The sequence below is a fragment of the Streptomyces sp. NRRL S-87 genome, assembly GCF_000719335.1.
Taxonomy (GTDB): domain Bacteria; phylum Actinomycetota; class Actinomycetes; order Streptomycetales; family Streptomycetaceae; genus Streptomyces.
The window spans coordinates 1-25,966 of sequence record NZ_JOGB01000023.1 but is presented as its reverse complement, the minus strand read 5'-3'; the positions used below and the strand labels follow the sequence as shown (position 1 = coordinate 25,966).

The 25,966-nt window shown below is 71.0% G+C and carries 13 protein-coding genes; 11 read left to right on the top strand and 2 right to left on the bottom strand.

Annotated elements, in window-relative coordinates; all coding sequences use genetic code 11:
* The first annotated feature begins 20 nt into the window (after nt 1-20).
* The 8 genes from IF43_RS0116660 (at nt 21) to IF43_RS0116625 (ending at nt 21,052) form a co-directional block, all read left to right on the top strand.
* Nucleotides 21-13,082, top strand: a complete 13,062-nt coding sequence (locus IF43_RS0116660; RefSeq protein WP_030200641.1) for a hypothetical protein — start codon at nt 21-23, stop codon at nt 13,080-13,082.
* A 532-nt stretch (nt 13,083-13,614) separates the two neighbouring features.
* Entirely contained in the window at nt 13,615-13,944 is a 330-nt protein-coding gene (locus tag IF43_RS0116655) for a hypothetical protein (protein WP_158939351.1), read from the top strand.
* A 134-nt stretch (nt 13,945-14,078) separates the two neighbouring features.
* Nucleotides 14,079-14,468 carry a hypothetical protein gene (locus tag IF43_RS0116650; protein WP_030200635.1) on the top strand — a complete coding sequence of 130 codons (390 nt, stop codon included), beginning with the start codon at nt 14,079-14,081 and terminating at the stop codon, nt 14,466-14,468.
* A gap of 174 nt (nt 14,469-14,642) precedes the next feature.
* A complete protein-coding gene (locus IF43_RS40765; protein WP_030200633.1) occupies nt 14,643-15,332 on the top strand; it encodes a hypothetical protein in 690 nt (229 codons plus the stop codon).
* 94 nt (nt 15,333-15,426) lie between these two features.
* Entirely contained in the window at nt 15,427-16,299 is an 873-nt protein-coding gene (locus IF43_RS40760; protein ID WP_051795461.1) for a phosphoadenosine phosphosulfate reductase family protein, read from the top strand.
* A 142-nt stretch (nt 16,300-16,441) separates the two neighbouring features.
* Complete coding sequence (locus tag IF43_RS0116635) at nt 16,442-17,056, top strand: hypothetical protein (protein WP_051795459.1); 615 nt, start codon at nt 16,442-16,444, stop codon at nt 17,054-17,056.
* A gap of 1,134 nt (nt 17,057-18,190) precedes the next feature.
* The gene (locus IF43_RS43880; protein ID WP_369405187.1) at nt 18,191-18,835 is read left to right on the top strand and encodes a DUF6248 family natural product biosynthesis protein; all 645 of its coding nucleotides are present in this window, start codon (nt 18,191-18,193) and stop codon (nt 18,833-18,835) included.
* Nucleotides 18,836-19,330: 495 nt separating this feature from the next.
* Entirely contained in the window at nt 19,331-21,052 is a 1,722-nt protein-coding gene (locus tag IF43_RS0116625; RefSeq protein ID WP_030200622.1) for a DNA cytosine methyltransferase, read from the top strand.
* 63 nt (nt 21,053-21,115) lie between these two features.
* On the opposite strand, the gene IF43_RS0116620 is transcribed toward IF43_RS0116625, so the two are convergent.
* A complete protein-coding gene (locus tag IF43_RS0116620; RefSeq protein WP_030200620.1) occupies nt 21,116-21,487 on the bottom strand; it encodes a hypothetical protein in 372 nt (123 codons plus the stop codon).
* 242 nt (nt 21,488-21,729) lie between these two features.
* Between IF43_RS0116620 and mobC the strand changes: the two genes are divergently transcribed.
* The 3 genes from mobC to IF43_RS0116605 are packed head-to-tail and all read left to right on the top strand — an operon-like array spanning nt 21,730 to nt 25,088.
* Entirely contained in the window at nt 21,730-22,164 is a 435-nt protein-coding gene (gene mobC / locus IF43_RS39510) for a plasmid mobilization relaxosome protein MobC (RefSeq protein WP_078910216.1), read from the top strand.
* A complete protein-coding gene (locus IF43_RS0116610; RefSeq protein ID WP_030200614.1) occupies nt 22,161-23,930 on the top strand; it encodes a hypothetical protein in 1,770 nt (589 codons plus the stop codon). The genes mobC and IF43_RS0116610 overlap by 4 nt, the downstream gene beginning before the upstream one ends.
* 15 nt (nt 23,931-23,945) lie before the next feature.
* Nucleotides 23,946-25,088, top strand: a complete 1,143-nt coding sequence (locus IF43_RS0116605) for a hypothetical protein (RefSeq protein ID WP_051795452.1) — start codon at nt 23,946-23,948, stop codon at nt 25,086-25,088.
* Nucleotides 25,089-25,164: 76 nt separating this feature from the next.
* On the opposite strand, the gene IF43_RS0116600 is transcribed toward IF43_RS0116605, so the two are convergent.
* A partial coding sequence (locus tag IF43_RS0116600) for an NlpC/P60 family protein (protein ID WP_037888864.1) occupies nt 25,165-25,966 on the bottom strand: 802 nt, incomplete at its 5' end.

The window sequence follows — 25,966 nt, the reverse complement described above, 5'->3', positions numbered from 1 at the left end:
CCTGCTGCTTGGAGAACCTCATGTCCACGCCGGTTGCCCCTGCCCCTGAGCCGCCCGAGTCGGAATCGCGACTGGGGCCGATCGGCCGCGCCCGCGCGAGCGTCGCCGCCATCGAGACCCTGCTGCGGCTGCGCGAGGACCAGACCGACCCCACCGAGGACGAGCTGAGCACGCTACGGCAGTGGCCCGGCTGGGGGCCGCTGGCTCCCGCCCTCTCACCGAACCGGGAGGGGACCTGGGCGGAGATCGGCGAACAGCTGCAACGGCTGCTGTCCCCGCGGGAGTACCGGCACGCCGAACAGGGCACGCCCACCGCCTACTACACCCCGGACCGAATCACCCAGGCCTGCTGGTCTGCCCTGCAAGGTCTCGGCTTCAACGGCGGCCGGGTTCTGGAACCAGGGTGCGGCGCGGGAACCTTCATCAAGCACACCCCCGACGGCCTCAACGTCGACTGGTTCGGCGTGGAGCGGGACCCGACGACCGCGGGGATCGCCGCCCTACTCCACCCGGGCGCCGAGATCATCAACGCGCGACTCCAGGACGCCTCGCTCCAGTCGAACTCTGTCGATGCGGTGCTCGGCAACGTGCCCTATGGCAACTACCAGGTGTTCGACAAGACCGCGCCGAAGGCGGTCACCGGCAGCATCCACAACTACTTCATCTGGCGGTCGGTGCAGGCGCTGCGGCCGGGCGGCGTCGCGATCCTGCTGACCTCTCGCTACACGATGGACGCCTCCGACGACTCCGCCCGGCGGGCCATCGCCAAGCACGCGGACCTGCTGGGCGCAGTCCGACTGCCCAACGGCGCGCTCGCCGAGGGCGGCACCGGGGTCCTGGCCGACATCCTGGTCGTACGCCGGCGTGATGCCGACGAGTCGATCGACGAGAGCTGGATGGGCACCAGCGGGGTGCCCGGGGTCAGTGACCAGGAGTGCAACGACTACTTCCTGGCGAACCCGTCCCACGTGCTCGGCGCGTGGGAGTCGGGCCGGGCTGCCCAGTACGGGCACACCCTGGCGGTGAAGGCCCCCGAGGATCAGGACCTCCCCGCGGTCCTCGGCGAGGCCTTCGCCGACATCACCGCCAAGGCCCGCTCCGCCGGCCGGGAGTGGAAGGTGTCCTCCGGCGCCCAGGCTTGGACGCTGGACACCCTGCCGTTCCCCGTCCGCGACGACGGACGCAAGGAAGGCTCTTTCCACCTCGTGGAGGGCAAGCCGCACGAGGTCATCGAAGGCGAGCTCGTCGCCGTGGCGCGCGCGGGCAAGGAACTGCCCAAGCTGATCAGGCTGCGCGACGCCACCCTGGCGCTGATCGAGGCGGAGACCGACCACGACACCAGCGACGAGCAGCTGGAGCCGCTGCGCGCCGAGGTGAACCGGCTCTACGACGCGTACGCCCGCGTGCACGGCCCGATCAACCGGTACACGATCGCGCAGGGCGAGGTCGACGAGGAGACCGGCGAGGCTGCCGTCAGCCGGCGCTACCCGCGTCTGGGCGGCTTCCGCCGCGACCCCGACTTCGTGGCCGTCCTCGCGCTGGAGGACTTCGACGACGAGACGCAGACCGCGTCCAAGGCCGCCTTGCAGACCCGTCGGGTCAACAAGCGGATCGAGCGTCCCACCTCGGCCGACAATCCCGAGGAAGCGTTGTCGCTCTGCCTGAACTTCCGCAACCAGGTCGATGTCCCCTACATCGCCCAGCTGCTGAGCATCGAGCCGGACCAGGTCGCCGGCGCGCTCGGGGACCTGGTCTTCGCCGAACCGGACACCGGCGACCTCCTCACCGTGGGCGAGTACCTGTCCGGGCCGGTCGTGGACAAGCTGGAGCGGGTGGAGTTCCTCCTGACGCAGGGCCGTGAGGACCTCCAGCGCCACGCGGAGGCCCTGCGGGAGGTCCAGCCCGAGCCACTCCAGCCCGAGGACATCAAGGCCAAGCTCGGCGCACCCTGGATCCCAGTGGAGGACGTGACAGCCTTCGCCGAGGAGCTCCTCGGCGTGGACGTCGACATCACCCACGTCGTCAAGACGGCGACCTGGAACGTCGACACCCCGATGACGATCCCCGAATCCGCCACCAGCGAATGGGGCACCAACCGGGTCGACGCCTTCGAGCTCCTCGACCTGGCCCTCAACGGCCAGAGCCCGAAGGTCTACGACACCTTCCGCACCCCGGAAGGCGGCTCTAAACGGGTCCGCAACGACAAAGCCACCCTGCTGGCCGAGACCAAGCTCAGCGACCTGAACCGCCGCTTCGCGAGCTGGGTGTGGGAGGACCCCGAACGGTCCGACCGGCTGGCCGCGGACTACAACCGGCGCTTCAACAGCACCGTCCTGCGCAAGAATGACGGCTCCCACCTGACCGTCGACGGCCTCGACCCCGGCTTCAACCCGTACGCGCACCAGTGGGACTTCGTCCAGCGGGTGCTGTCCGCGGACGAGGGCTCCCTGTGCCCGTACCCGGTCGGCGCGGGCAAGACCGCCACGATGTTCATGACGGCGCTCAAGCTCAAGCAGCTCGGCCTGGTCAACAAGCCGATGGTGGTCGTCCCCAACCACCTGCTGGAACAGATCGCCCGCGACGGCAAAAAGCTCTTCCCCAACGCCAACATCCTCATGGCGGGCAAGAAGGACCTCGCGGACGCCCGCTCCCGCATGCTCTTCGCGGCCCGCTGCGCCACCGGCGACTGGGACACCATCGTCATGACGCACAGCTCCTTCGGCCGCCTGGGAGTGCACCCGGTCACCGAGGCGACGTACCTGGAAGAGCTGGCCAACGACTACCGCGAAGCCCTCGGCGCGATCGACGGCGACGACGCCAACCAGCGACGGATCAAGGAGATCGCCAAGCAGGTCGACCGGTTCGACGCCCGCGCCTCCGACCTGCGGTCCAAGGCCGTCGACGCCGGGGTCACCTACGAGAACCTCGGCGTCGACTTCCTCCAGGTCGACGAAGCACACCTGTTCAAGAACCTCGCCCTGCCGGCCACGACCGAAGGCATGTCGCTCGGCAAGCCGTCCAAGCGCGCCACCGACCTCGACCTGAAGATCCTCGTCACCCGCGAGCGCACCGGCCGCGACAACGTCGTCGCCCTCTACAGCGGCACCTTCATCTCGAACTCGGTCCGCGAGATGTACGTCTTCAAGCACTACACGATGCCCATGCGCATGGAAAGTCTCGGGCTCGGCACCCCGGACGCCTGGGCCGCCAACCACATCAACTTCGAGACCCGCCCCGAGGTCGGCGTCGACGGAGTGTCCTTCCGGCTCAAGCGGCGACCGGTGGACTACGTCAACGCGGACGAGGCCATCGCCCTGTTCAACGAGGTTGCCGAGCTGCGGCCCCGTGAGGACTTCAAGATCGAGCGACCGGAGCGCGAGGAGCGCTTCGTGGAGATCGAGGCCACCCCGAACCTGGTCCGCTACGTCGAAGGCATTTCCGCCCGGATCGACGACATCCAGGGCGGCAACGTCAAGCCGTGGGAGGACAACATGCTCAACGTCATCACGGACGGCCGCAAGGCCGCCCTGGACCTTGAGCTGGTCGGCATGGACCCGGACGGTCCCGGCAAGGTCGGCGCCGTCGTCAGGAACGTTCTGGAGATCCACAACCAGACCAAGAACCTTAAGTTCCCCGACGACCCGCAGGATGTCGAGGGCGCCCTGCAGCTGTTGTTCTGTGACCTGGGCACCCCGAGCAAGGAGCGCGGGAGCCAGGTCTACGGGAAGATCCGTAAGGGCCTGGTTGCCGGCCTGCCGGACGAGGGACTGCCCGGCATCCCGCGCGAGCGCATCCGCTTCATCCACGACTACAACAGCGACCTCGCCAAGGAGCAGCTGTTCACCGATGCCCGCGCGGGCAAGGTGAACGTGCTGTTCATGTCCTCCCAGAAGGGCGGGACGGGCGTGAACGTCCAGCCGCGCGGTGTCGCCCTGCACCACGTCGATCCGCCGCACCGGCCCGACGAGTGGGAGCAGCGGGAGGGCCGACTCGACCGCCCGGGCAACAAGATGATCAAGCTCGGGAAGCCCGTCCAGTTCCTCCGCTACCTGGCACTGAACAGCTTCGACAGCTACATGTTCCAGCAGCTGGAGCGCAAGCAGCGGCCCATCGTGCAGATCCTGTCCGGCCGCAGGGTCGGCCGCGTCATCGAGGAGATCGACGCCGTCGGCGCGGGCTTCGGCGCGGCCAAGGCCATCGTGGCGGGCAACCCGCTGCTGATGGAGCTCGCCGACGTCAACGGTCAGCTCCAGGTCCTGCTGAACGCCGCCGACGGCCACCGCCAGGCACAGCGCCGCATGCACAGCAAGGTCGAGATCCTCGACCAGGAGATCGGCCAGGCCGAACGCTCCCTCGCCCCCATGCAGGCCATGGCCGACGCGGTGACCGCAGCCGCCGCCGACGACACCTGGCGCACAGCCGACGGCCGCCTGGTCCAGCCCGACGACGTGCCGGCCGCCCTCGCCCAGTCCGCCCAGGGCGCGCGCTCCACCCTGGACCTGGACGCCGGATACACCTGGCGCGGTCTGAACGTCGGCTTCACCTGGCACCGCAAGCAGCAGTTCGGCAACGTGGCGTACGAGTCGTACGCGCACCTGGTGGTCCCCGGCCAGCACCAGGTCGACGTCCGGCTGAACCTGCCCTGGTTCGGCAAGGGCCAGACCTGGCGCATCACCAAGGCCCTGGGAGAAGCCGCCGACGCCGCGGTGACCGCCCCGGACGAGCTCCGCGGCAAGGTCGCCAAGATGCGTACCGCGCTGGAGGACACACGGCCCCACCTCGGCCGCCCCTTCGACAAGCACGCCGAGCTGGAGGAAGTCCGCGCCCGCCGGGCCACTCTCGAAGCGCAGATCTCGGACGCGGCAGTAACCTCCGGCCGCGAGAGCCAGTCGGGACCGCCGTTCGACCCGGGCGCCGCCGGCGCGGAGATGACCGAGGCGGACGTGGCGATGCACGACGCCGCCGTCATGGTCGGCATGATGGGCGGCTCCGCCATCGTCCGCAGCGAGGGCCAGATCGTCGGCACCGTCCGCCGCGCCCCGGGCCCCGCGCCCGCCGAGGAGCCTCCTCGGCCGCACCTGGAGAACCCGGACCGGTTCTTCGAGGCCCTCAAGGCTGTCACCGACGCGGGGCTGGCCGAGCCCGACGTAATCGCGTGGGCGCAGAGCAACGCCGCCGACAGCGCGTTCTTCGGGGCCTTTGGCGAGTGGACCCGGGCCTGGGTGCAGCGGTACGCGACCGACGCCCGGGACCGGCCGGAGTGGGTTTACGCCTACCTCGACGATCGTGCCTACGACTCGCGGGACGTGCTCCACGGCCAGGCCGCGGCCGCCGTCCGGCAGCAGGCCCGTGCCAGCGCCGATCCCGCCCTGGATCCGGCACAGGCGGCGACCGCTGCCGATGCTCAACAGCAGGCGCAGCCCGCTCCCGAGATGGTCAAGATTGCGACCATCCTGCGGTACTACGAACCGCTCTTCCAGCGGCATGGCCTGACCGGCACGGCCTCCGCAGCCGACTACGTCACCCGCCCCGGCTACGGCTACGAGCCCGACCCCGACAACCCACTGCACGACCTCGCCGCACGGATCTCAGGGGCCGCCGACCGCGGCCGGGGCCACTTCCGCACCGGCCCCAACGAGAGCGTCACCTACCAGGTCGGCCAGGCCCGCCGGGAAGCCGGAGACCTGCTCGGTGACATCTCGATCAGCCTCGTCAACCTGCTGACCGACACCGGCGAGGGATACGGTGCCGTCGACCTCGACGCTATCCTCGCGGCCCCGCCCGGGACCGTGGTCGACCTGCCGCCCCTGTCCTCCACGCCGCCCGCCCCGCGCCCCGCCCCGGAAGCCGGAACCGGCGCGGCGCCCGCAGCGCCGGCCCCGGCACCGGAAGACGCCCCGGCCACGGAGCCCGACCTAGTACGCCAGCCCGATCCTGCACCGCAGACCGCGGCGGCCGGCGCCCGGCGACTGACCGACCCACAGCTGTGGGACGAGGGGCTGCGCGCCCTTCTGACCGGGGCCTCTGGCGTCGAGCGGCTGGAACAGGCCGCGCGCGCCAACGACTCCAGCAACTTCGCCATCGCCTTCGCCGACTGGGCCGAGGACTGGCTGATGGACCAGTACAGCGACCCGACGGCCGACTGGCCGGAGTGGGCTCGGCGATACTTTGGGGCCAGCGAGGAGGCCTACCAGGACCGCGAGCGCCTGCACGCCGCGGCGTCCACTGCCCTCTACGACCAGCTGCGGATCGATGCCGACACCCCGGCACCGTTTCCGGCCTCCCCGGCGGCCGGAAAGACCCCCGCGCCGGACCCTAAGCCGCTCCAGAGCCTGATCGACGGCTTCGGCGATCGGGTGATGGTCGGGCACATCGGCGGTCCGCAGGCGGCTCGCATCCACCAGTCAGCCGGGTGGGCCATCCGGGCCGTCCTCAGCGAGGAGCAGGTTCTCGGCTTGGTCAGCGCCGTCGCGGTGGACGGCCAGCCGCCCAGCGTTGCGTCCGACACCGTGCCCACGGAGCGGGTCCGGGAGTGGATCGTCGAACAGCAGCAGGCACCCGTCGCCGCGTACTACGCCGATACCTCCAGCTCGCTGCCACCCGCCCTGCAAGGCAACGGGGAGGTGCAGGTGTCGACGAACGCGACCGGGCTGACCATCGCCCAGAGGGATGTCTCCACCACGATCCTGTGGGAGGAACTCCCCGCCTGGATCGACACTGCCGTCGCCCACGACACTGCCACCCGGTCCCCGTCCCTGCCCGCATGGTCCTACGGGCGCCTCGACCACGAGATCCACTTCCGCCGGGGCACGGAGACCGACGCCCGCACCCTGGCGCTCGACGCTCTGTACGTCGCCCTGCGCGAGAGCCCCCCGCCCAGCGACGAGCAACTCGCCGTGTCCCGTGACCGGTACGGGCCGCCGCCAGCGCCCGACGCGCAGGCCACCGGCACGGAGCCGACCCAGCCGGACGCGCTCGCGCGCGAATCCGGGCCCGATCCTGAGCCGCTGCCCGCCGAGCCGGTACCGGGTGTAGAGGGGTACACGTACCTGGAGACCGGCCGGACGGTGGCTCTCTACGACAGCACCGGCGGACAGGTCGCCACGGCGAAGTGGAGCTACACCAAGTACCAGTACCTGGGCGACGTCCAGGGCGACACCGTCCGTGGTACGGACGACGCCGCGGTCGTCGCCCAGCGCATGGCCAACCACCATGCCGTCGTTTACGGCCGCGATGTCCACCGTCCTGCCCTCGACGACCAGGGCCGCGACCCGGTCTGGATCCTCCACAACGGCGACGACACCCTCGTCTACGGCATCAGCCCGGAGGACAAGACGGCCAAAGCGGCACTGTGGACCGGCGGCGGGTTCAAGCAGTCCCGTAGGGTCGGCGGCTACTACCTGCCCAGGGCCTGGAAGGAGCCCACCCGCAAGGGCCGAGTCGACACCGCGGTGCGCGTCCTGGCGGCCGCCGGCCGGACCGTGGTCGTTTACGCTCGCCGCGACGAGCGGCAGCAGCCAACCCAGGCACTCCCACGCTTGCCGGTCCTCGACGTCACCCCGCCCAACCTCGATCAGCTGCCGACCTTCTTCGACGTTCCGCCATACGCCGACGACGCCGACATCTCACGGGGCGTCGACCGGCTGACCGAGGCCTACGGGCAGTGGAGCGAGCTGCCCGCCGTCCAGGCCTACATCCAGCAGGACTTCGATGCTCGCCCTGACGGGTTCGGCACCCTGGAGAACCCCATCGCCGAGCTCCGCGTGGCCTACGCGCGAGCAGAGGGCGCCCTGCGCGGCGATGCGCTGGGCGGCGCGGACGAGATCCTCCGCCGGATCCACGCCGTCGCCGCCTGGAGCCAGGCACTGGAGCCCGCGGTCGACGCCGACCTCCTCGCTCCGCTCCAGGAGCTCTACGAGGCAGCGCACCTGCTCTCCGCGCGCACCCAGGCCACCATGTCGGAGTTCGCCCGCCAGGCTCAGCAGCCAGAGCCGGAGCCCGAACCTGTTGCCGTGGCCGACGGCAGCGTGCCCGAACCCGGCTGGCGACCCACCCCCGCGGACTTCGACGAGCAGCCGGAGACGAAGCAGAAAGACGTAGGGAGGAGCGGATCCCCGGCGGCCGCTACATCAGCGCCTAAGGCGCCGCCGACCGACGGCGAAACCGCCTCCGGTGTCAAGGCCACGGAGCCTTCCGCTGCGCAAGAGCGGGAGGACGGCCCGCCCACGGAGTCCGTTCTCGTCCGTGAGCTGCAACAGGACGCGGCGCCCGCCCAAGCGGCCGCATCCGAGTCCGTGGCCCCACTGCCTGGCCTGGAGCTTCTACCGCCGCCCCTCGACGTTCGCGCGCTTGAGCTCGCCGACACCATGCTCCCGGACGCCGCGGAGACCCTGCCGCGCGGCACTCTCATCGCCGGGGGTGGGGAGCCACCCGGACCCGAGGCGACACCTGCGGAGCGCCTCCCTTACGAGCGACGATTCAACCTGCGCTACGAGGTCGGCCAGTACGCGGACTACCGAGGTGAGGACGGTGAGCTCGTCACCGCCCGCGTGGTGAGGGAAAGCTCCAATCCTGTCCTGCGCACCGACGCCGGGGTCGAGTTCTGGGCTTCGGAGTCGTTCCGGCAGGCCCGGTTCATGGCCGTTCGCGGGGACGATGGGGCACCGCTGCCTGCTCCGGCGTGGACGGCCTCCCTGCCTGACGGCTATCGGGTCGTGGCTCCGGTTGAGGTACGGCCGGGTGATGTGATCCACGACTACAGGATGAACGGCGAGTTGTGGGTCTCCAGGCTCGTTGTAGAGGTGGTGGAGTCCGAGGGCCGCACGCGCCTGCACACGGTGGGGCTGGGGGACGTCTCGGGCATTTGGGTCCATTACGACCACCGGCTCGAGGCCGTCCTCGACGAGACCGAGGAGTCACGTCAGCTGGCAGAGGCCGCGTTGGTCAGTCGGGAAGTCCGCAACTACGCCAAAGTGTTCGAGTTCTCCCTCGCTGAGGTCAGGGTCCGACCGGCACCTGAACCGGCCCAGGGGCAGATGGACCTGTTCCCTCGCGGAACGGAGAGGGAGGCGACGGAGGGCGTCCAGCCGCTGCCGCCGGGCAACCTGCCCGAGGACGACGCCCGCCCTGGTGCCGACCGTGCTCGGCATCAGGGCGGCCCGGGCACGGACGCGTTCCCTGGCGACGCCGTGACGAATGTAGCGGCACCGTCGGCCTCCCAGGCGCCCGACGAGGGTTCGGAATCCCACCGCGAGGGACTGCCTGGCCTGGTGGTGGTGCCGCCGCCTCTCGACGTTCCCGCGCTTGGCCCGGCCCAGCCGTTCACGGACGACGCCGACCTTCAGGCCGATGCCGGCCAGCTACACGAGGTCTACCGGCGGTGGATCCAGCTTCCCGGCGTGCGGCGCTACCTCGACGACGACCAGGCGCGCCGGGGCGAGAGCCGGGTTCCCGCGACCAACCCCATCGCCGCCCTGGACGAGGCCTACACCCGTGCCCGGGCCGCTTTGGAGGCCGCCGCCGACATCGGCGGCCCGGACGTAGTCCTGGCGCGCCTCTACGCCGTTGCCGCTTGGAGCCGAGCCTTGGCGCCGGCCGTCGGCGCGGAGTTGGCCGACCCGCTTGGCGAACTGCACGCAGCGGCGCAGGAGCTCGCGGCCCGCTCGCAGGCGACGATCGAGGCCTTCGCCGCCGAGGAGTCGCCGGTCGAACCGTCCGCGGCGGCGCTCGTCGCGGTCCCGGGAAGCATGCCGGGCGAGCCGTCAGCCGTAAACCTCTCCGGTGTGGGGGCCGCGGACCACGAGGGTGAAGTCCTGGATGGAGTCGACGCGGGCGACCCCGAGTCCCAGGCATCCCAGCCCGAAATCGCCTTCCGCTCGCAGGCGACGCCTGCCTCCTTGGCCGAGGAGAAGACAGCCCCCGAGTCGGACTCAGCAGAGCAGAGCACCAGTGCGGGGAGCACGGAAGCGAAGACGGAGCACGCCGAGCAGAGCCCAGCCCCGCCGGCCGACGGCGAAGTGCTCAAGGTGTCCACGACCGCTGAACCTCCCACCGCTGAATCCGCGGCCGCGGCGGCGGACAACGGCGCGTCCCCACCCACCCCTCAGACGGGGGCAGGCGCCGCCCAGCAGGGCCTGGCACAGCATGCACCGGCTCCTGGCGCAGACCAAGCCTCTCCTACCGACGTGCCACAGGTGGAGCCCGCACCCGCGCCCGCCCCGCGGGCCGCAGCGCCGGTCGTCGAGGCAGCGCCCGCTGAAACGCCGGTCCAGACCGCACTGGAGGAAGCCCAGATGGCCACACCTGACGACCAGACCGAGAGCGGACCGTCTGCGGCGGCCGAGGCCGGCGGCGCGGCGGACACGGGCATTGAGGACCCGCCCCCGCCTCTGCCCTACACGGAAGTCGTACCTCTCCTCACGGACGACCGATACGAGCTCCACCTGTTCGGCAGAGACGGACAGGGGCCCGAGCGCGGTGAGCTGCACGTCGGTGGCGCACTCGTCGCTCGAGTCACCCCGACTGCGGACAGCCGCTGGATCGCCCGCCTGGCGGTCGAGGGCGCAGTCGCCGACGAGGCGCGCCCGGCCGACACCCCCCAGGAGGCCGCCTCCTCCGGCGCCCTGCTGTACGCGGTGCTCCACCAGGTGCCCTACGGAGAGGCCGTTCACGCCGCCGAAGCCACGGGGACGCTCGCACGGGCGGACGTCCTGCGTACCGACCTCCGTGATGCCGCCCTGCAGCACCTCGCGCTGATCACCGCGGCAGCGGAGGAGGCGGGCGAAGCCGAAAGGAATCTGCCTCAACTGCGCGCGTGGTTGGAGGTCCTCGCCGAGGCCCCCGCTGAGAACCACGATTCCCAGCAGATGGACGTGCACCTCTCCGGTGTCCTCACTGTTGTTAACAGGTGGGGCGGGGCCCTGCCGGCCGAGGCCACCGAGGAGCGGCGCCTCCTGGCGTTCCCGCTCGCGCAGCTGCGGTACGACATCACCCGCCTGCAAGAGCGCCTCCAGGCGACCCTGGAGGCGGCCCGCGCAGACGCGGAGGCCGTCCCCGGCCGGTCCGGTGCGACGGACCAGGAATCACCGACCCAGCAGCAGACCGCCGGCCACGACGAACCCGCGCGGTCTCAGCGCTTCACCACCTCCTTCCCACTGACCTACGACCAGCACCGGCTGCACCTGGAGGGCACGGACGGGCAGGCCGACCAGGGCGAAGTGCGCCGCGAGGGAGCCAGCATCGCCACCTTGCAACGCACGGCCGATGGCCGCTGGTACGCCCGTATGCAGCTGGCCACACCCGACGTCACCACCCTGGTCGACACCCCGGAGACCGCCGCCGAGAACGCGGCGGTGATGTGGGCCGTCGTCACCGGCTCCCCGCTGGGCGAGCCCGTGGTCGCCGCCCCGGGCAGCGACCTCCAGGACCGGGCCGAACAGGTGCGCAGCGAACTGCGCACCTTCGCGGCCCAGCACGCTCTGAGCATCGAGACAGCCGCGCGGCAGCTCTCGCCCAACTACGCGAGCAACCGCCACTACGCCGAGCTCACCACCAGGCTCGCCGACGTGGCAGATGCCGCAGGCCGGGGGGCCCGGATGATGGCCGCCGACCTCCACGCCCTCGAGCAGGCCGCAACCACCTGGAACGGAACGCTGCCCCCCTCTTCGGGCAGCGCGACCCGCGCAACCCTCGTGTTCCCCCTCGCGCACGTGCTCTTCGACGTCCGGCGCCTCCAGGAGCGCCTCCGGGCGACCGTGGACGCTGCGCAGCAGGAAGCCGCCGCGGCCGCCGAGCTCTCCCCGCCGGCGTCCGACATCGCAAGGGACGACGTGCCGACGGCACAAGCAGCGGAGCCCTCGGAGCCGGACGCCGCCGAGGCCGGTGATGCGATCATGGGAGAGCCGGAGCTGCCCGCCGCCGAAGAGCCGACGGCGCCCGCTGACCAGGCACCCGAGGCGACGCCCGCCGATGACTCCAACGCTGCGTTCCGGCCGGCCGAGGGAGAGAGCGACCCTACGGACGACGTCACGGCAGGTCTCACAGGAGAGCCCGCGCCCGCGGCGCCCGACGTACCCGAGCTTGCGACGCCGCGTGAAGACCCCCAGTCCGCCAGGCACACATCTGAGGAAGCGGAGGGGGCAGAACACGCGCCCCTGTGGGGGACGGACGAGCTGCCGGTCTCCGTGTACGCAGCCAAGGAGGAAGGCCAGGAGGAGCGCCCCGACCCCGAGTCCGCACGCGAGAGTGATCCTGACCTCCACGACTCATTCCAGGAGTTCCTCGCCGCCTGGGACGACACCGTTGCGAATGGGGGCACGGGGGGCACGTCCGCCGACCTGCACGACGAGGTACGCGAAGACCTCGTCACCCTCCAGGGCCTCATCGCAGAGGCGGCCAGCGACGTTCCCGCAGCGGACGCGGACGCGTCGCCGGCCGCGCCCGAACCGACGCCCGAGCGCGACGAACACCAGGCTGCGGCAGCGGTCAACGAAAGCTTGCGGGAGGCGGACACCCTCTCGAACTTGCTCCAGGACTTGCCGGAGTGGCAGAAGATCCAAACCGTCCGTGGCGCCATGGGACACCTGCTCACGGTCGTCAAGCGGCGGGCCGGAGAGCAGTTCGACCGGCTGCTCGGCGACGAACGCGCCAGCGGCTTCCTACGGGAACTGTCGGCCAAGGCGTGCGACAGGATCGCAGGGCTGGCCCAGGCCGCTGCCCGCAGGCTCCGCGGGGACGGAGCCCGAGCCGACGAGCGAGGTGGCGCACTGCCCAGCGCCGAGGCCCTGCTCCGCCTCGGAGACGCCGCGACCGCCTACACGGCCCCTCGGCCAGGAAGCCGCAGAACCCCGCCGGCTGGGAGGGTCGTGGACCAGCTGGACATCGGGGCCTTGAGGAAGATGGGCGAAGCTCTGGCGAAACCGATGCCGGGGGGCCGACCGAAGGTGTCGGCGGCCGCGGCCCGAGGCCGGTCGACAACGGCCAAGCGCCCCGTGAAGAAGCCTGCTCCGGGCAGCACGGAGCAAGCAGGTCACCTGCGACGCGGGCCCGAACAGCCTCAGCCGCGCAAGCCGCAGCAGCGCTGACCCGAGCGGAGGCCAATCAGATCGGTGGACTGATGGCCATGGGCCTGGTGTCGGCGTGCCCGGGTGAGGCGCCTACGGTCCGAAAGCCTCCGTGGCCGGCTGCGTTGGCGGCTGCGGGTGAGCGGGCGTGTGGCAAGGCGGCTGGCGGCGGGGGAGGGGTGCCTGGCTTTTGTCCGGTTTGCCGGCCTTCGGGCTTCGAGGGCGCAGGCCGTGCCCCCGTCGTCGCGCATGCGGGAGCGTGAGGCGAGCACACCGCCCGGCTGCGGCTGAGGGGGAGCGGGTCGCTGCCGCGATCCGGCTGGACTCGGCGCCGCTTCCAGCGCTGCTGGTCTCGCCGGTCCGACCGGCCAGCGACCGGACGTGTGAAGGCGTGCGGAAACTTGCCGTGAAATGCCCCTCTGGCCTGGCCTTTCAGGCTTGACCCACATCCAAAAACTTGAGAGTATTGGTTATGTCGGAAGGGGGGCGGGAATCCCCCAACCGGCACCGGCCCGCGGGCCGACACCGAGACCACCTCAACGAAGGGCACATCGTGATCGACTTCGAGAACCTCAGCCGCCTTCCCCTCTCCGACCCCGACGGGGCCGAGGCCGCCAACGCCGAGCTGAGGCCGGTCTTCGACCCGGTCCTGCGGACCTTCTCCGTCCAGCTCTGGAAGGACGGCGAGCCGTCCGGCATCCACGGCCTGACCGACACCTTCCAGTACGCCGACGAGCCGCTGGAGGCGATCGACGCCTTCCTCGCCGACAACGGCGTCCGCGCCCTCACCGAGGACGAGACCGTGCTGCTCTACGCCGGACTCGTCCGGTCCAAGGGCGGCTCGGACTGGCTGATGCTCCAGATGGGCGCGCAGCAGGCCTGACCGGCCATCACCCCGCGGACGGGCGGGGGCGGGAATCCCCGCCCGGCCGTGGACCCCACCCACCGAGCACACCTCAACCGGCCGTGCCCCGCTGCGTCAGGCGCGCCAGCGATGCGGCCAGACAGGAGCCACCTGTGATCGTTTCCGCGGACCCCGCATACATCGAGACCCTCGTCACCGCCGACGGAACCACGACGTACCCCGCCCTCATCGACCCGGCCGAGCGCTGGAACGGCTTCGTGATCCCCTACTTCACCTTGGGCACCGTCCGCCGGATCGCGGAGGTCCACGCCGCCCTTGCCGTTCGGGACGGCTACGACTTCGCACCCACCATCCACGTCCACGAGGGCGGCGTGAACGCCGAGGGAGACCCGAGGGCGCTTGTCCTGAAGATCGAATGGACGTGGTTCGACCAGGACGGCCCCGACTCGGGCAACGTCCTCAAGCCGACCGAGGACGGCTACTACTGCGTCGGCGCATACGAGTGGGCCTGGGCCGTGGTGGAGGGCCACCCGGGAAGCTGACGGCCAGCGCGCCCAGCAGCGACCGGCAACACCTGATGAATGCGCCCCGGGGTGGCCACCACGCCGCCCCGGTCCCGCGCCGACTGCGGCGCGTCCGAGAAGGCCCGGCCGGCGGGGCGGGGATCCCGCCGACCGGGCCACACCGAACCACCTTGACCGAAGGGCTGACCAACGATGACCAGCACGCCTCGACTCGACAGCCTCACCACCGACGGCAGCGACTTCAACGGCATCCGCCTCGCCGACGGCCACTTGCTCACCCTCAAGATCTGCCCCGGTGCCGCCGTGGCGCAGGAGGTCTTCCTCTACCCGGGGCTGGCCGCCCCCGACGCGGAGGGCTGGGGCAACAAGGACGACCTGGAGGAGTGGCTGACCGGCGGCACCTTCCGCGGCGGCTCGCTGTACGGGGACGTACCGATCGAGGCCGTGCGCGACCTGGTCGTTCAGCACGGTGGCGAGCATGAGAACCAGGAGCCGCCTGCGCCGAGCATGGAGGCCGCGGAGGACCTGCGGCGCCCCGACCCGCTGGGCGACATCGCGCACCTGCACGGCAGGTTCGCGGACGGCTACAGCGCCCGGGACATCCGCAGCGTCTTCGGCCGCATCTACGACGAGGGCGGCCCCTACCTGGTCTGCGTGTGGGAGTACGCGGACGAGAACGGGTTCGGCGGCACCTCAACGTTCTTTGCCGAGGAGGAGGACGGAAGCCTCTTCGAGGTCCGGGCCGACATCCACCGGTGGCTCAGCGGCCAGCAGGAGACGCCCGGCCCGATGGCCACCTGGGTGTGCGCGCCGGTGGAGCCGACCGAGTTCGTTGTCAGCGACGACTTCCACAACTACGCCCGGGTCGACCGGGTCGAGTGACCGGCGCCAGTCCGGCGGGGGAGCGGGGCGGGAATCCCGTTCCCCCGCCGGGGCCCGGCGCGAGCGCACCGAACACCTCAACCAGGAGAAGACCATGACGAAGCAGACCTTCACCCCGCCGTGCGGCAGCGGGTGCGCCGCCCAGATGGAGCTGTTCCCTGCGCCTGCCCCGCCCGCGGCGTCCGAGGCGCCCGTCGAGTTCGACTTCGACGCCCACGACGTGGTCATCGTCGGCGACAGCGGCGGCAAGGACTCCGGCGCGCTTGTGCACGAGGTGTGCACCCAGGCCGACAAGGCCGGCCAGCTCCACAAGGTCCACGTGCTGCACTGCGACCTCGGGACCACCCAGAGGGGGCACCTGGTCGAGTGGCCCGGCGCGCTCGACGTCGCCCGTGCGCACGCCGAGCAGTACGGCGTTCCCTTCGCCGTCCGCCGCAACGAGCGCTGGGGGTCGCTGTGGCAGCGGATCCGTGCCCACGGGAACTGGCCCGGGTTTTTCGCGCGCTACTGCACGGCCGAGGGTAAGACCGGGCCCGGCCGGGACTACGTGGACCAAGTCGGCGCCGAGTTGAACTTGGGACGCCCGGTCAGGGCCGGGTACGCGATGGGCATGCGCGCCGAGGAGTCCCCGGCCCGCGCCAAGAAGCCCGAGGTCGAGCGCCACCGCATGAGCGGCAAGGGCACGAAGCGGGTCGTGACGACGTGGCTGCCGATCCACCGGCTCACCACCGAGCAGGTCTGGGAAGTCCACCGGGAGAACGGCATCGCGCACCACGAGGCGTACGACCAGGGCATGCGCCGTCTGAGCTGCCGGGCCTGCCCGCTCGCCCATACCGACGACCTGGTCCGCTCCGCCCAGCTCAACCCGCAGTTGTTCGCCGAGTACGCCGAGGCCGAGGCCGAGATGGGCCAGCCCTTCAAGAAGTCCATCACCCTGCGCGCGATCATCGAGCGTGCCCGAAGCTGACGGCGGACAGCGTGAGGCCCGGCGGGGCGCAAAGCGTTGGGAATCCCGCCGGGCCGGCGGTCCGGCCACCGAGGGCCCTCAACAGACCCATAACCGAACCAGCCATCATCGTACCCAGGACCCCCACCACCAGGAGCACACCGTGAAGACCGTCGAGGGCCGCCAGTGGGCGAACCGCGAGGACCTGATCAAGCACAGCGGCTACAGCCGGACCACCATCGCCGACCTGTGGCGTGACCGCGAGACGAACGGCCACCCGCCGGCCCGCACCATCGACCGCGTCATGCACTGGGACCTGGAGCAGTGGACCACCTGGTTCGAGCAGAGCCGTCAGGCGCCCGCCGTGGAGTCGAAGGTCGACCGCAGCGGCGACCCGGACGAGCTCCTGGCGCCGGCCGCGCAGGCCCGCGTGCTCGGCGTCGACACCAGCCGTATCACCCAGTACGGCAAGAAGCCGCCCGCGGGGTGGCCCGACCCGGCGTACATCGAGCAGCTGCCGACCCGCACCCGCGAGTACCGCACCCGGCGTCAGCTGTGGGAGTTCGCCGACAAGAACCCCGCCTTCGGAACCGTCGGCGGCCGCCCGTCCGGCCCCACGGAGAAGGCGCCCGACCCCCGCGTCCGCCAGGCCGCCCTGGCGCTCCAGGCCACGCCCAAGGCCAAGCCGGGAGAGGTGGCCGCCTTGCTCGCCGAGCGCCACGGCGGATCGGTCAGTACCTGGAAGCGGATCGTCACCGAGGCCCGTAGAACGGCCTGAGCGGCCCAGCCGCACTTCCGGCGGAGGGTCAGGCCCACTGATCTGAAAGGGCCTTGACCCCCACCTGAAAACTTGAGAGTATTGGTTGTGTCGGATTGGGGCGGGAATCCCGATCCGACGCCGGCCTGAGGGCCGCACCGAAACCCCTCAACACCCCAAGGAAGCCGATGACCGACCACCAGGGCGCTCCTGCCACAGAACCCCCCGTACCCCACCGGACCGAGTCCCGCCCGCAGAAGCTCATCCGCATCGCCCAGGCTGCCGCAGCGCTCGCTGTCGCCGCGGCCGACAAGGCCACCGAGGCCGTGTGCGCCAGCCGCTCCGGCAGCACCGCCCGCCTGGAGGAGGCCATGCACACCGCCCACGTGCAGGCGGTCGAGGCGGAGAAATACGCTGAGTGGGCGGCCGAATGGGCGGCCGACGGCGCCGCCGAGCACACCCTCACCCATTACGCCAAGGCCGCCGCCGACGCCGCCGTCCACGCCCAGAGGGCCGCCGGTCTCGACGCGACGGCCGCCACGCTGCGCGCGGAACTGGAGCAGCCGCTGGCGCCGCAGCAGCACGCCGAGCGCGAGAGCGAGCGGCGCCGTCAGGAAGCCCGGGCCGAGGCCGAGGAGCGAACCGCCACCGGCATGGACGAGGAGAACCGCCGCCAGGCGTGCATGAACCGTTACTACGCCGAAGACGCCGTTCCTGAACTCGGCTGGACGGCCGGGCACCTGCGCGTGCTGGAGGCCGCCGAGACCGGCCGCCTGTACTGGAGCAACGGGCAGGCCCGCCAGGCCGCGCGGGAAGGTGCAGGGGCGGGCGGCCGCAAGGTCAGCAGCGAGCGGACCCGGGCCTTGTACGCGTCGCGATTCCTGGCCGCCGCCCGACAGCCCGACGGCACCCGCGCACTCATCCCCAGCCCCATGGGGCAGGTCGCGCTGGAACTCGCCCGGCTATACCCCGAAGGCCTCTACGCCACGGACCGGGACGCCTACCAGGCCCGCTACACCCAGGTCGCCAAGCAGTACGACCGCAGCGACGACAAGAAGGCCGCCGCGCGCCGCCTGCCCCCGCTCGCCAGCCACGCGTTGCGCAACTACCGGCGGCCGGTGACGCTTGTCGAGCAGGAGCTCCAGGCGCAGCGCGATGCCGCCGAGCAGTGGGCGGACGAGGGCGGCTACTGCCCCGGCGTGCAGACGCCCCGCCCGACCGCCGAGGACACCGCGCGGCCCGCTCCGGACCGTCATCCGCCGCCCCCGGCGCACGCTGACGCCGAGGGAGCGCGAAGTCGTTCGGGACGTGCCGCTGCTGAACTTCCAGGGCGCCCTCATCATGGGCCTGGTCGACCCGGTGCCCAACGCGTCCCCGATGCCCGAAGCCGAGGGGGAGTGGGTGCGCGAGCACGCGTGGCCCAGCCACTTCCAGCCCATCGAGAGCAAGTACCCGTGGGGCTTCTACCGGTGGTCCATGTGCGAACGCGGAGTCTGCTGGAACTGCCTCTCGCACCGATGTGACCTGTGCGTCCACCGGCAGAAGGGTGGCCCCGACGTGGACGACAACATCGACTCGGTGTACGGCCCCACGGGCAGGACCGTCGCCCGGCTCATCCCCCGCGCCGACGACGCGCCGTGCGTCTGGTGGTGCCGCTGCACCTGCCCGAAGGACGGGCCCGCGCCCGACAGGAATCCAACATCCGCACCGAGGCCGGAGCCCGCCCCCGTCGATGCTGCGCCGGTGAGCGCGTCCCGTCGTCCCGCGGACGCGAACCTGGCCCAGGGCGCCCTTTTTTGAGCGTGTACGGCGGCGAGGCGGCGCAGGTCGACCGGCCCCGCCGCCCACCGCCGGTTGCCGAGCTGACGGTGGCACCTAGGGCGCCTACCGTCACAGGGCACGCGTGGCCAGCTGGTACCGCGACCGCGGGCGCGCTGGGCACCCCAAAGAGTGCCGGCGGCGAGAGGGAGGGCGCTGGGTGGCCACCCGGACACCGTCCACCGGGCTGGAGTTGGGCGCGCACCGTACCCACGCCGTCGCAGCCGAAGGTGCGTGAGGCGACCGCACCCTGACGCGATGGGTGCTGGCGGGCAGCCGCTGCCGCGATGTGGACCGGGGCCGGCAGTCGACCACAGCCTGACGTGACCTCAAATGTGCGTTGAGCAGGCCCTTTAGGCTTGACCCATCACGTAAAACTTGAGAGTATTGTACACGTCGGAATGGGGCGGGAATCCCAGACCAACACCCCGGCCCCAGGGCCACACCGAATCACCTCAACCATCCGAGGGACAGGGCATGGCAGACACCCCCGTGCACAACGAGAGCACGAGCCCGGCGACGGACGAGGAAGGGCGCCCGTACGCGAACGGCTTCCGACCGGCAACGCTCGACTGGGACGGCTGGACGTGCGACACCGACTGCATCGTCTGCGGCACCGGTACGGCCTGCGCGGACTGCCAGGAGTGCACCGCTTTCGCGGCACCGTACCCGCCGCGCTGGGCGAAGGACTGGCAGGAGGGCGAGCCCGAGCGCGGCGTGGAAATCTTCGGTGGCCCGGGCGGCATGTCCACCGGCCGCGGCCTGGTCGACGATGGCGGCGACTGGGTCCTGATCGAGTGGAACCGGGACGCCGCCGCGACGGCCCGGGCCGCCGGGCACTGGGTTGTCCAGGCCGACGTCCGCACGCTCGACCCTCGCCACCCTGCCCTTCGCTACACCCACCGCTTCCACGGCTCCCCGCCGTGCCAGACCCTCAGCGATGCGGGCAAGCGCGCTGGGTGGAACTCCGACGAGATCGCCGAACTCCAGTCGATCATGTGGCAGGCCGGCGAGGCCTTCGGCTTCCTCGACGTCGACGACCTCTGCTCGCTCTACGGCGGCCCGCACCACTACTTCGGCGACGTCATCGACGGCATGGAGGACCACCCCGACGCCGACAGCTACGGGGAGCTCTGCGGCGGCGGACACCTACCCCCCTGCATGACCCCCGCCGCGTTCCGCGAGTGGGCCGCCTCCGTCGTCTCCGACGAGCGGACCGCCCTCATGGCCGAGATGCTCATCTGGCCGATGTGCCTGGTACAGATCGGCGCCCCGCTGGTCTCCATCACCATGGAGCAGTCCGCCAACCTGCTGAAGCAGACACCGGCCCTCGCCGAGGCGATTCAGTCCGAGATCACCAGCGTCGAAGGCTTCGGATGGGCATGGTGCTCGTGGCAGATCGCCGACGCCGCCCACTACGGCGCGGCCACCCACCGCGAGCGCGCCTGGATGGTCGCCACCCGGTACGACAAGCCCCGCTACGCCGAGCACGGCAACGGCGAGACGGCGGCCCGGGAAATGTGGGCGCACGTCCTGACGAAGACGGGCAAGCTCCCGGACTGGACGCCGGAACTCAGCAGCCGCATCGAGCCCTACCAGGGCCGCCCCGCCCTGCCGACGGTGACCGTCGCCGCCGCGCTGAACCTCCCCGAGGACTGGTGGGCCGACACCCGCGGCAAGCGCAAGGTGGACCCCGCCACCGGCAAGGCGATGGGCGGCGGATCCTTCCGCCTCAACACCGTCGGGCAGTGCGTCACCGCACCCTGGTACGGGGTCAAGTTCCGCCCGGCGAGCGTCCCCCAGGGCGAGGGGAAGGCCGCCGTCTCCCTGCCGGACCTCGGCGTGCTCGTAGGCTTCCGCCGCGACTACCCGTGGACCTACATCCCGGCCCGCGTGGGCGCGAAGGGCACCCGGAATATCGCGCAGATGATCGCCGATGCCGTCTCCCCGTTCATGGGCGCGGCCGTCTCCGCCGCCGTTCAGGGCGAGGACTGGTACGCGCCGGTCACGGCCTACCAGGCCAAGCTGTATCAGCTTGGCGCGCACAAGCACGGCGTCACTGCTCGGGGGACCGTGGCGCGGAACACGCAGGCCGAGCAGATGTACCTGTTCGGCGAGGCCGACGACACGAAGCTCCTGCGCAAGCTGTTCGCCCCGCGCACCCCGGCGTCACCCGCCACCACGGTCCACGTTGCCTGACCGGACGACCACGAACGCAGAAGGGCCCCGCCTCGGCGGGGCCCTTCTGCCTGCTCGCTTCCCTCAGCTGGAGTAGGTGGCTCCGACCGGAGCAGTACCCCCTGTGCTGCCCTGTGTGGGGACCACCGCCGGCGAGAGCGCCTCGGGGACAGCCGGGGCCGACTCCCCAGCGGACTTCCTCGGGTTCGCACGGCGGCCGCGCGGACGGCCCTTCGGGCGCTTCACCGGCTCCTCGGCGCCGATGGCCGACAGCTCCTCCGCGGTCCACCCCGCGGCCTCCGCGGCCGCATATGCGTTGCCGTACGGCTCGTCGAGCTCAGCCAGCTGCCGGAGCAGGTCGGCGCGCTGTCCCTGGATCTCCGCCAGAGGCTGGATCGCCTCCGCACGGAGCGCTTGAATCGCTTCCATCTTGCGCAGGATCTCGTATGCAGACATGGCCGCATCGTACGCACGCCATGGCGCCGGCAACGTGTGGATCACCGCAATCAGCGCAGTTTGGAGGGCATTTGATGCTCAGCCACGATGCAATTCGCAACTCGAAGGCCTACCTCAGCCACCGGTAGCAAGATAGTGCTTACTGGGCCCAGTAAGCGGATCGCCGGCCACCCTCTTCAGTAGGGTGGACGGCTGGTGATCATTGGTCCGAGCACGGACCGGGAACCCCGGAGGGGGCTGCCATGGCAGAGCCAGCAGCGGATGAGACACCTGCACGCCGCGCTTCGCGCAGACGCGAGCGCGAGGCCGGCGGCGCTCGCGAGACACGTATCAAAGTCTCGTTCAACGATGACGAGCATGACCTCGTGAAGGCTGCCGCCGAACGCGCGCGTCAAGCCACAGCGTCCTGGATCGGACGCCTCTCCGTGGAAGTTGCAGAAGAGATTGTCGTGCCGCTGCCTTCCAGTCAGAGAGCACTCATTGCAGAGCTGATCGAGGCCCGCAGGCAGCTCAAGAGAATCGGGGTCAACTACAACCAGATCGCGAAGGTGCTGAACTCGGATGGCGAGGTGACGGACGAGGAGATGACCTCCGTCCACCGGGCCCTGGTGACTGCCATCCGGCGCCTGGACGAGGCCACCCTGCAATTGATGCGGGAGAGGAGGGACAGGACGTGATCCCGCAGAAGCTCGACGAGGGAAGCGACACCTACGGCCTGCTCCACTACCTCTACGGTCCCGGTCGGCGCGACGAACACACCAACCCACACATGGTTGCCGCCTGGGACCCCTACATCGACGACCCGGCTCGGTCGCCCGACATGACGATCTCGGACCTTGCACTTCTCTTGGACGCACCCGTGTTCGCGATGAGGGGGAAGAAGCCGAAATTGCACGTCTACCACGTGGCAGTGCGCAACGACCCTGAAGACCGCATCCTCAGCGACGAGGAATGGGCCGAGGTCGCAGCGGAGATCATGCACGCCGCCGGCATCGCCGAACACGACGATGACGAGGGCTGCCGGTGGGTTGCGGTGCGGCACGCCGACGACCACATCCACCTCGTCGCGACGAAGGTCCGCGAGGATGGACGGCAGCCGAATCTGCGGCAGGACATCGTCAAGATGCAGGCGTCGGCGCGTGCCTTCGAGGTGAAGTTCGGGCTGCGCCGACTCAAGCACGGAGACAAGACGGCCGGGCGCTGGCAGAAGTCCGGCGAGCAGGAGAAGGCTGCTCGGCGAGGGCTGAGCGAGGCGCCTCGGGCAACTCTCCAGCGGTTGGTGCGCGAGGCGGCCGCGGCGGCTTCCGGTGACGCCGACTTCTTCGAGCGGCTGGCCGCGGCGGGCCTTCGGGTGAAGCAACGGATTGCAGCAGACGGCAAGCTGACCGGCTACTCCGTCGCGCTACCCGGCGACCGCAACATTGAGCAGCAACCGATCTGGTTCTCCGGTGCCCGGCTGGCCCCGGACCTGTCACTTCCCCGCGTACGCGAGCGCTGGAGCGCAGCGGTTCCGGCGCCCCGCGTTTCGCCGGCGGAGGCGTGGCAGGTGGCCGAGCAGAAGGTGCGAGCGGCTGCCGAAGCTCTTGGTGCCGAGGGACTGCACCAGGGGGCGGGGGATGTGTCTGCTCTCGGAGACCTCATCGTGGTCGTAGCGGTGGTGTCACCGCGGCTGGTGCGCAACCAGATCAAGGATGCCGCCATGGAATTCGAGAGGGCATCGCGGGCCCCTGGTGACCGTGCCCTGGAAGGGCAGTCGCGCAGGCTCTACCGGGAGTCGGCCCAGATCCTTTCGCAGTCGGCTGCCGCCGTCGGACGCAACGATGCGGCGGCCGCGCTGGGGTTTTTGCTGGCCTTGGTCCAGGCCGTGGAGGCGGCCGGCCGCTGGCACGACGCGCAGGAGCATCGCGCGCAGGCCCAGGCCTCCGGGCGGGCCGGTCGGCTTCTGCATGAGGCAGTGGAGGTGACCGCCGGTGCGAGCGCGGCTCGTGAGTACCGGCCTCGCCCCAATCGCACCGGCGCGCGGCCCGTGGCCGGGCAGCGCAAGGCTGCGGCACCGGGTGAGCGGCTGATGGCCGGTGTCGTCCAGGAAGCCTTGCCCGAGCATGCGCAGGCCGTGCTGGCCGATCCGGCGTGGCCCACGCTGCGGGCCCGTCTGGCGGAGGTCGAGCGGGCAGGCGAAGACCCCGCCGATGTGCTGGCAACGGTGGCCAGGAGAAGGGAGTTGTCCTCTGCGGAGTCGGTCGCTGAGGTGCTTACATGGCGACTGGACGGGTGGCGGGCGCAGCGCGGTACGGCCGCGGTCGCCCCCGGTTCGAGCTCGTCGTCGACAGCCGGGGCCGGCGGTATGGGGAGGAGCCCGGCGCCTACGCGCAAGGGGGTAGCACCTGCCCCGAAGCGCAGGCCCGGCGACGAGCAGGGCAAGGGTCCGAGGCGGACCCGCTAACCGAGGGGAGAGCACGTGGCTACACCCGCTCAGGGGGAGCCGTTCGCCGAATCGGCGGGCGAGGCGGTGCAGACCGCTGTCATGTCGGTGCGTCTGGTCATGGCTATCGCGGACGCCGTGCGGCGGCACCAGCAGCGGCAGAGGAGGGGGGCCGAGGAGGAGCTGCCGGCCGCCGAGCAGGCGAAGGAGGACGCGAATGCGGAGCTCAAGGACCTGCTCCCCGCGGACATCTCCGTGGCCCTGACAGCCGGCGCGGACTGGCCGCTGTTGGCGCAGCAGCTCATGGCGCTGAAGAGGGCCGGGGTGGACTTGGAGCAGCTGCTGCCCAGAGTCGGCGAGATCGCGGTGACCGTGCGGGACCAGGTCGCCGCGAACGAGGCGCGGGTGGCGCAGGAGGGGACGGGGGAGTGGGAGCGGATGCTCCGCGAGACCCTGCCCGCCGGGCCGGTGCGGGAGGCGATCTTGTCCTCGCCCACGTGGCCCGACATCGCAGCGACGATGGCGAGGCTGGACGAGCGCGGTGTCGATGTGCGACGAATCCTCGCCTCCGCGCACGATGAGGGGCTGGGCGTCGACCAGGCGGTCGCGAAGGTACTCGCGGCCGGCGAGGCTCCGACCACGAGCCGGGACGCGCTGCTGTCGTACGGGCCGCTGACCGAAGAGCTCGACATCCCCCCGGATCTCGACCTGACCGACCGGGCGCGTGCCCTTCGACAGCTGTCGATCTCCCCCCAGGAGAGCGCCCGGTACGCGCAGATACTCAAGGACGCGTTGCCCGATCACGTGCGGGAGACCGTCCTCGCGGTCCCGGCGAAGCACTGGCCGTTGATCGCCGCACGGATGGCGAAGATGGAGAGCGAGGGGAAGCCGGTTTCCGAGCACCTGGCCGGACTGGCGAAGGACACTTCCTGGGTGCAGGGCCCGCCGAGCCAGATTGGGACAAGGCTCTTCCAGGCGACGACCCAGGTTTTGCGTCACGCGCCGGGGGAGGCCCCGGCGGCGGCCCGGCAGACGGTGTCTACGGCCGCGGCCAGGTCGCAGTCGTCCACGATGGGCCCTACTAGGGCGCAGCCGGTCAAGGGGACGGCTCCGGCTGAGCCTGGGGTGGCTGCGCACCGGCAGACCGGGCCGGCCGCCAGGCAGGGCAAGGCGAAGTAGATTCCGCCCTCCGCGCCCGTGTGCCGCAGACCTTTCTCGAGGTCTGCGGCACACCCCTTTTAAGGGGTGGAGGGAGTCAGGGCCGGGTGGCTCCGTAGTAGTCGGAGGAGGGCATGGCGGTGTCGATGGACTGGACGGTGACGGTGCGGCCGGTCTTGGGGGCATGCAGGATGGTGCCGTCGCCCGCGTAGATCGCGACGTGGTAGATCGAGGCGGACCCGCCGTGGGACCAGAACAGCAGGTCTCCGACCTTGAGCTGGCTGCGGGCGATGGGACGGTCGGAAGTCTGGCCGTACTGGGCGGCAGCTGTGCGCGCCAGGTGGGTGGAGGGCCAGTAGGCGTACTGCACCAGGCTGGAGCAGTCGAAGCCGACCGTCACCGAGGCGGAGCACTTCCCGTTGAGGTAGCCGTTGATGCCGTCGCAGAAGCCGATGCTCGGGCCGTCAGGGCCGCCGCCGCCCCAGGAGTAGGGGGTGCCCATCCGCGCGGCAGCTCTGCGCAGGGCGTCCGGGCCGCTGCCGTGGCCGGTGACGTCGAGGGAGTCCGTGCCCTGGAAGCGGATGAGGTCGGCGAGGATGACGCGGACGTAGGTGTAGGTCTGGCCTTCGGCGAAGGTGGCCGGTGGCACGCCACCGAACCGGATGACCGCGCCCCAGCCCGCGTTGTAGCCGGCGAGGGCGAGGCCTCGGGTGTCGCCGGGGTATCCGGACTTCTTGGCGTCGCCGAGGAGGGAGCACATGTAGCGGCCCTGAGCCATGACAGCGTCGCCGATGTCGAACGGGGAGCTCTCGCCGTTGCCGTCATCGTCGCGGCCGTACGTGGCCCAGGTGCCGTCGACGAACTGCGCCGGCCCCTTGGCGCCGGCATCGGACCGGGCG

Coding starts and splice junctions, on each gene's coding strand:
- IF43_RS0116660 (WP_030200641.1), top strand. CDS start 21: ATGTCCACGCCGGTTGCCCCTGCCCCTGAGCCGCCCGAGTCGGAATCG.
- IF43_RS40765 (WP_030200633.1), top strand. CDS start 14,643: ATGACCAGCACGCCTCGACTCGACAGCCTCACCACCGACGGCAGCGAC.
- IF43_RS40760 (WP_051795461.1), top strand. CDS start 15,427: ATGACGAAGCAGACCTTCACCCCGCCGTGCGGCAGCGGGTGCGCCGCC.
- IF43_RS43880 (WP_369405187.1), top strand. CDS start 18,191: ATGCCGCCGAGCAGTGGGCGGACGAGGGCGGCTACTGCCCCGGCGTGC.
- IF43_RS0116625 (WP_030200622.1), top strand. CDS start 19,331: ATGGCAGACACCCCCGTGCACAACGAGAGCACGAGCCCGGCGACGGAC.
- IF43_RS0116620 (WP_030200620.1), bottom strand. CDS start 21,487: ATGTCTGCATACGAGATCCTGCGCAAGATGGAAGCGATTCAAGCGCTC.
- mobC (WP_078910216.1), top strand. CDS start 21,730: ATGGCAGAGCCAGCAGCGGATGAGACACCTGCACGCCGCGCTTCGCGC.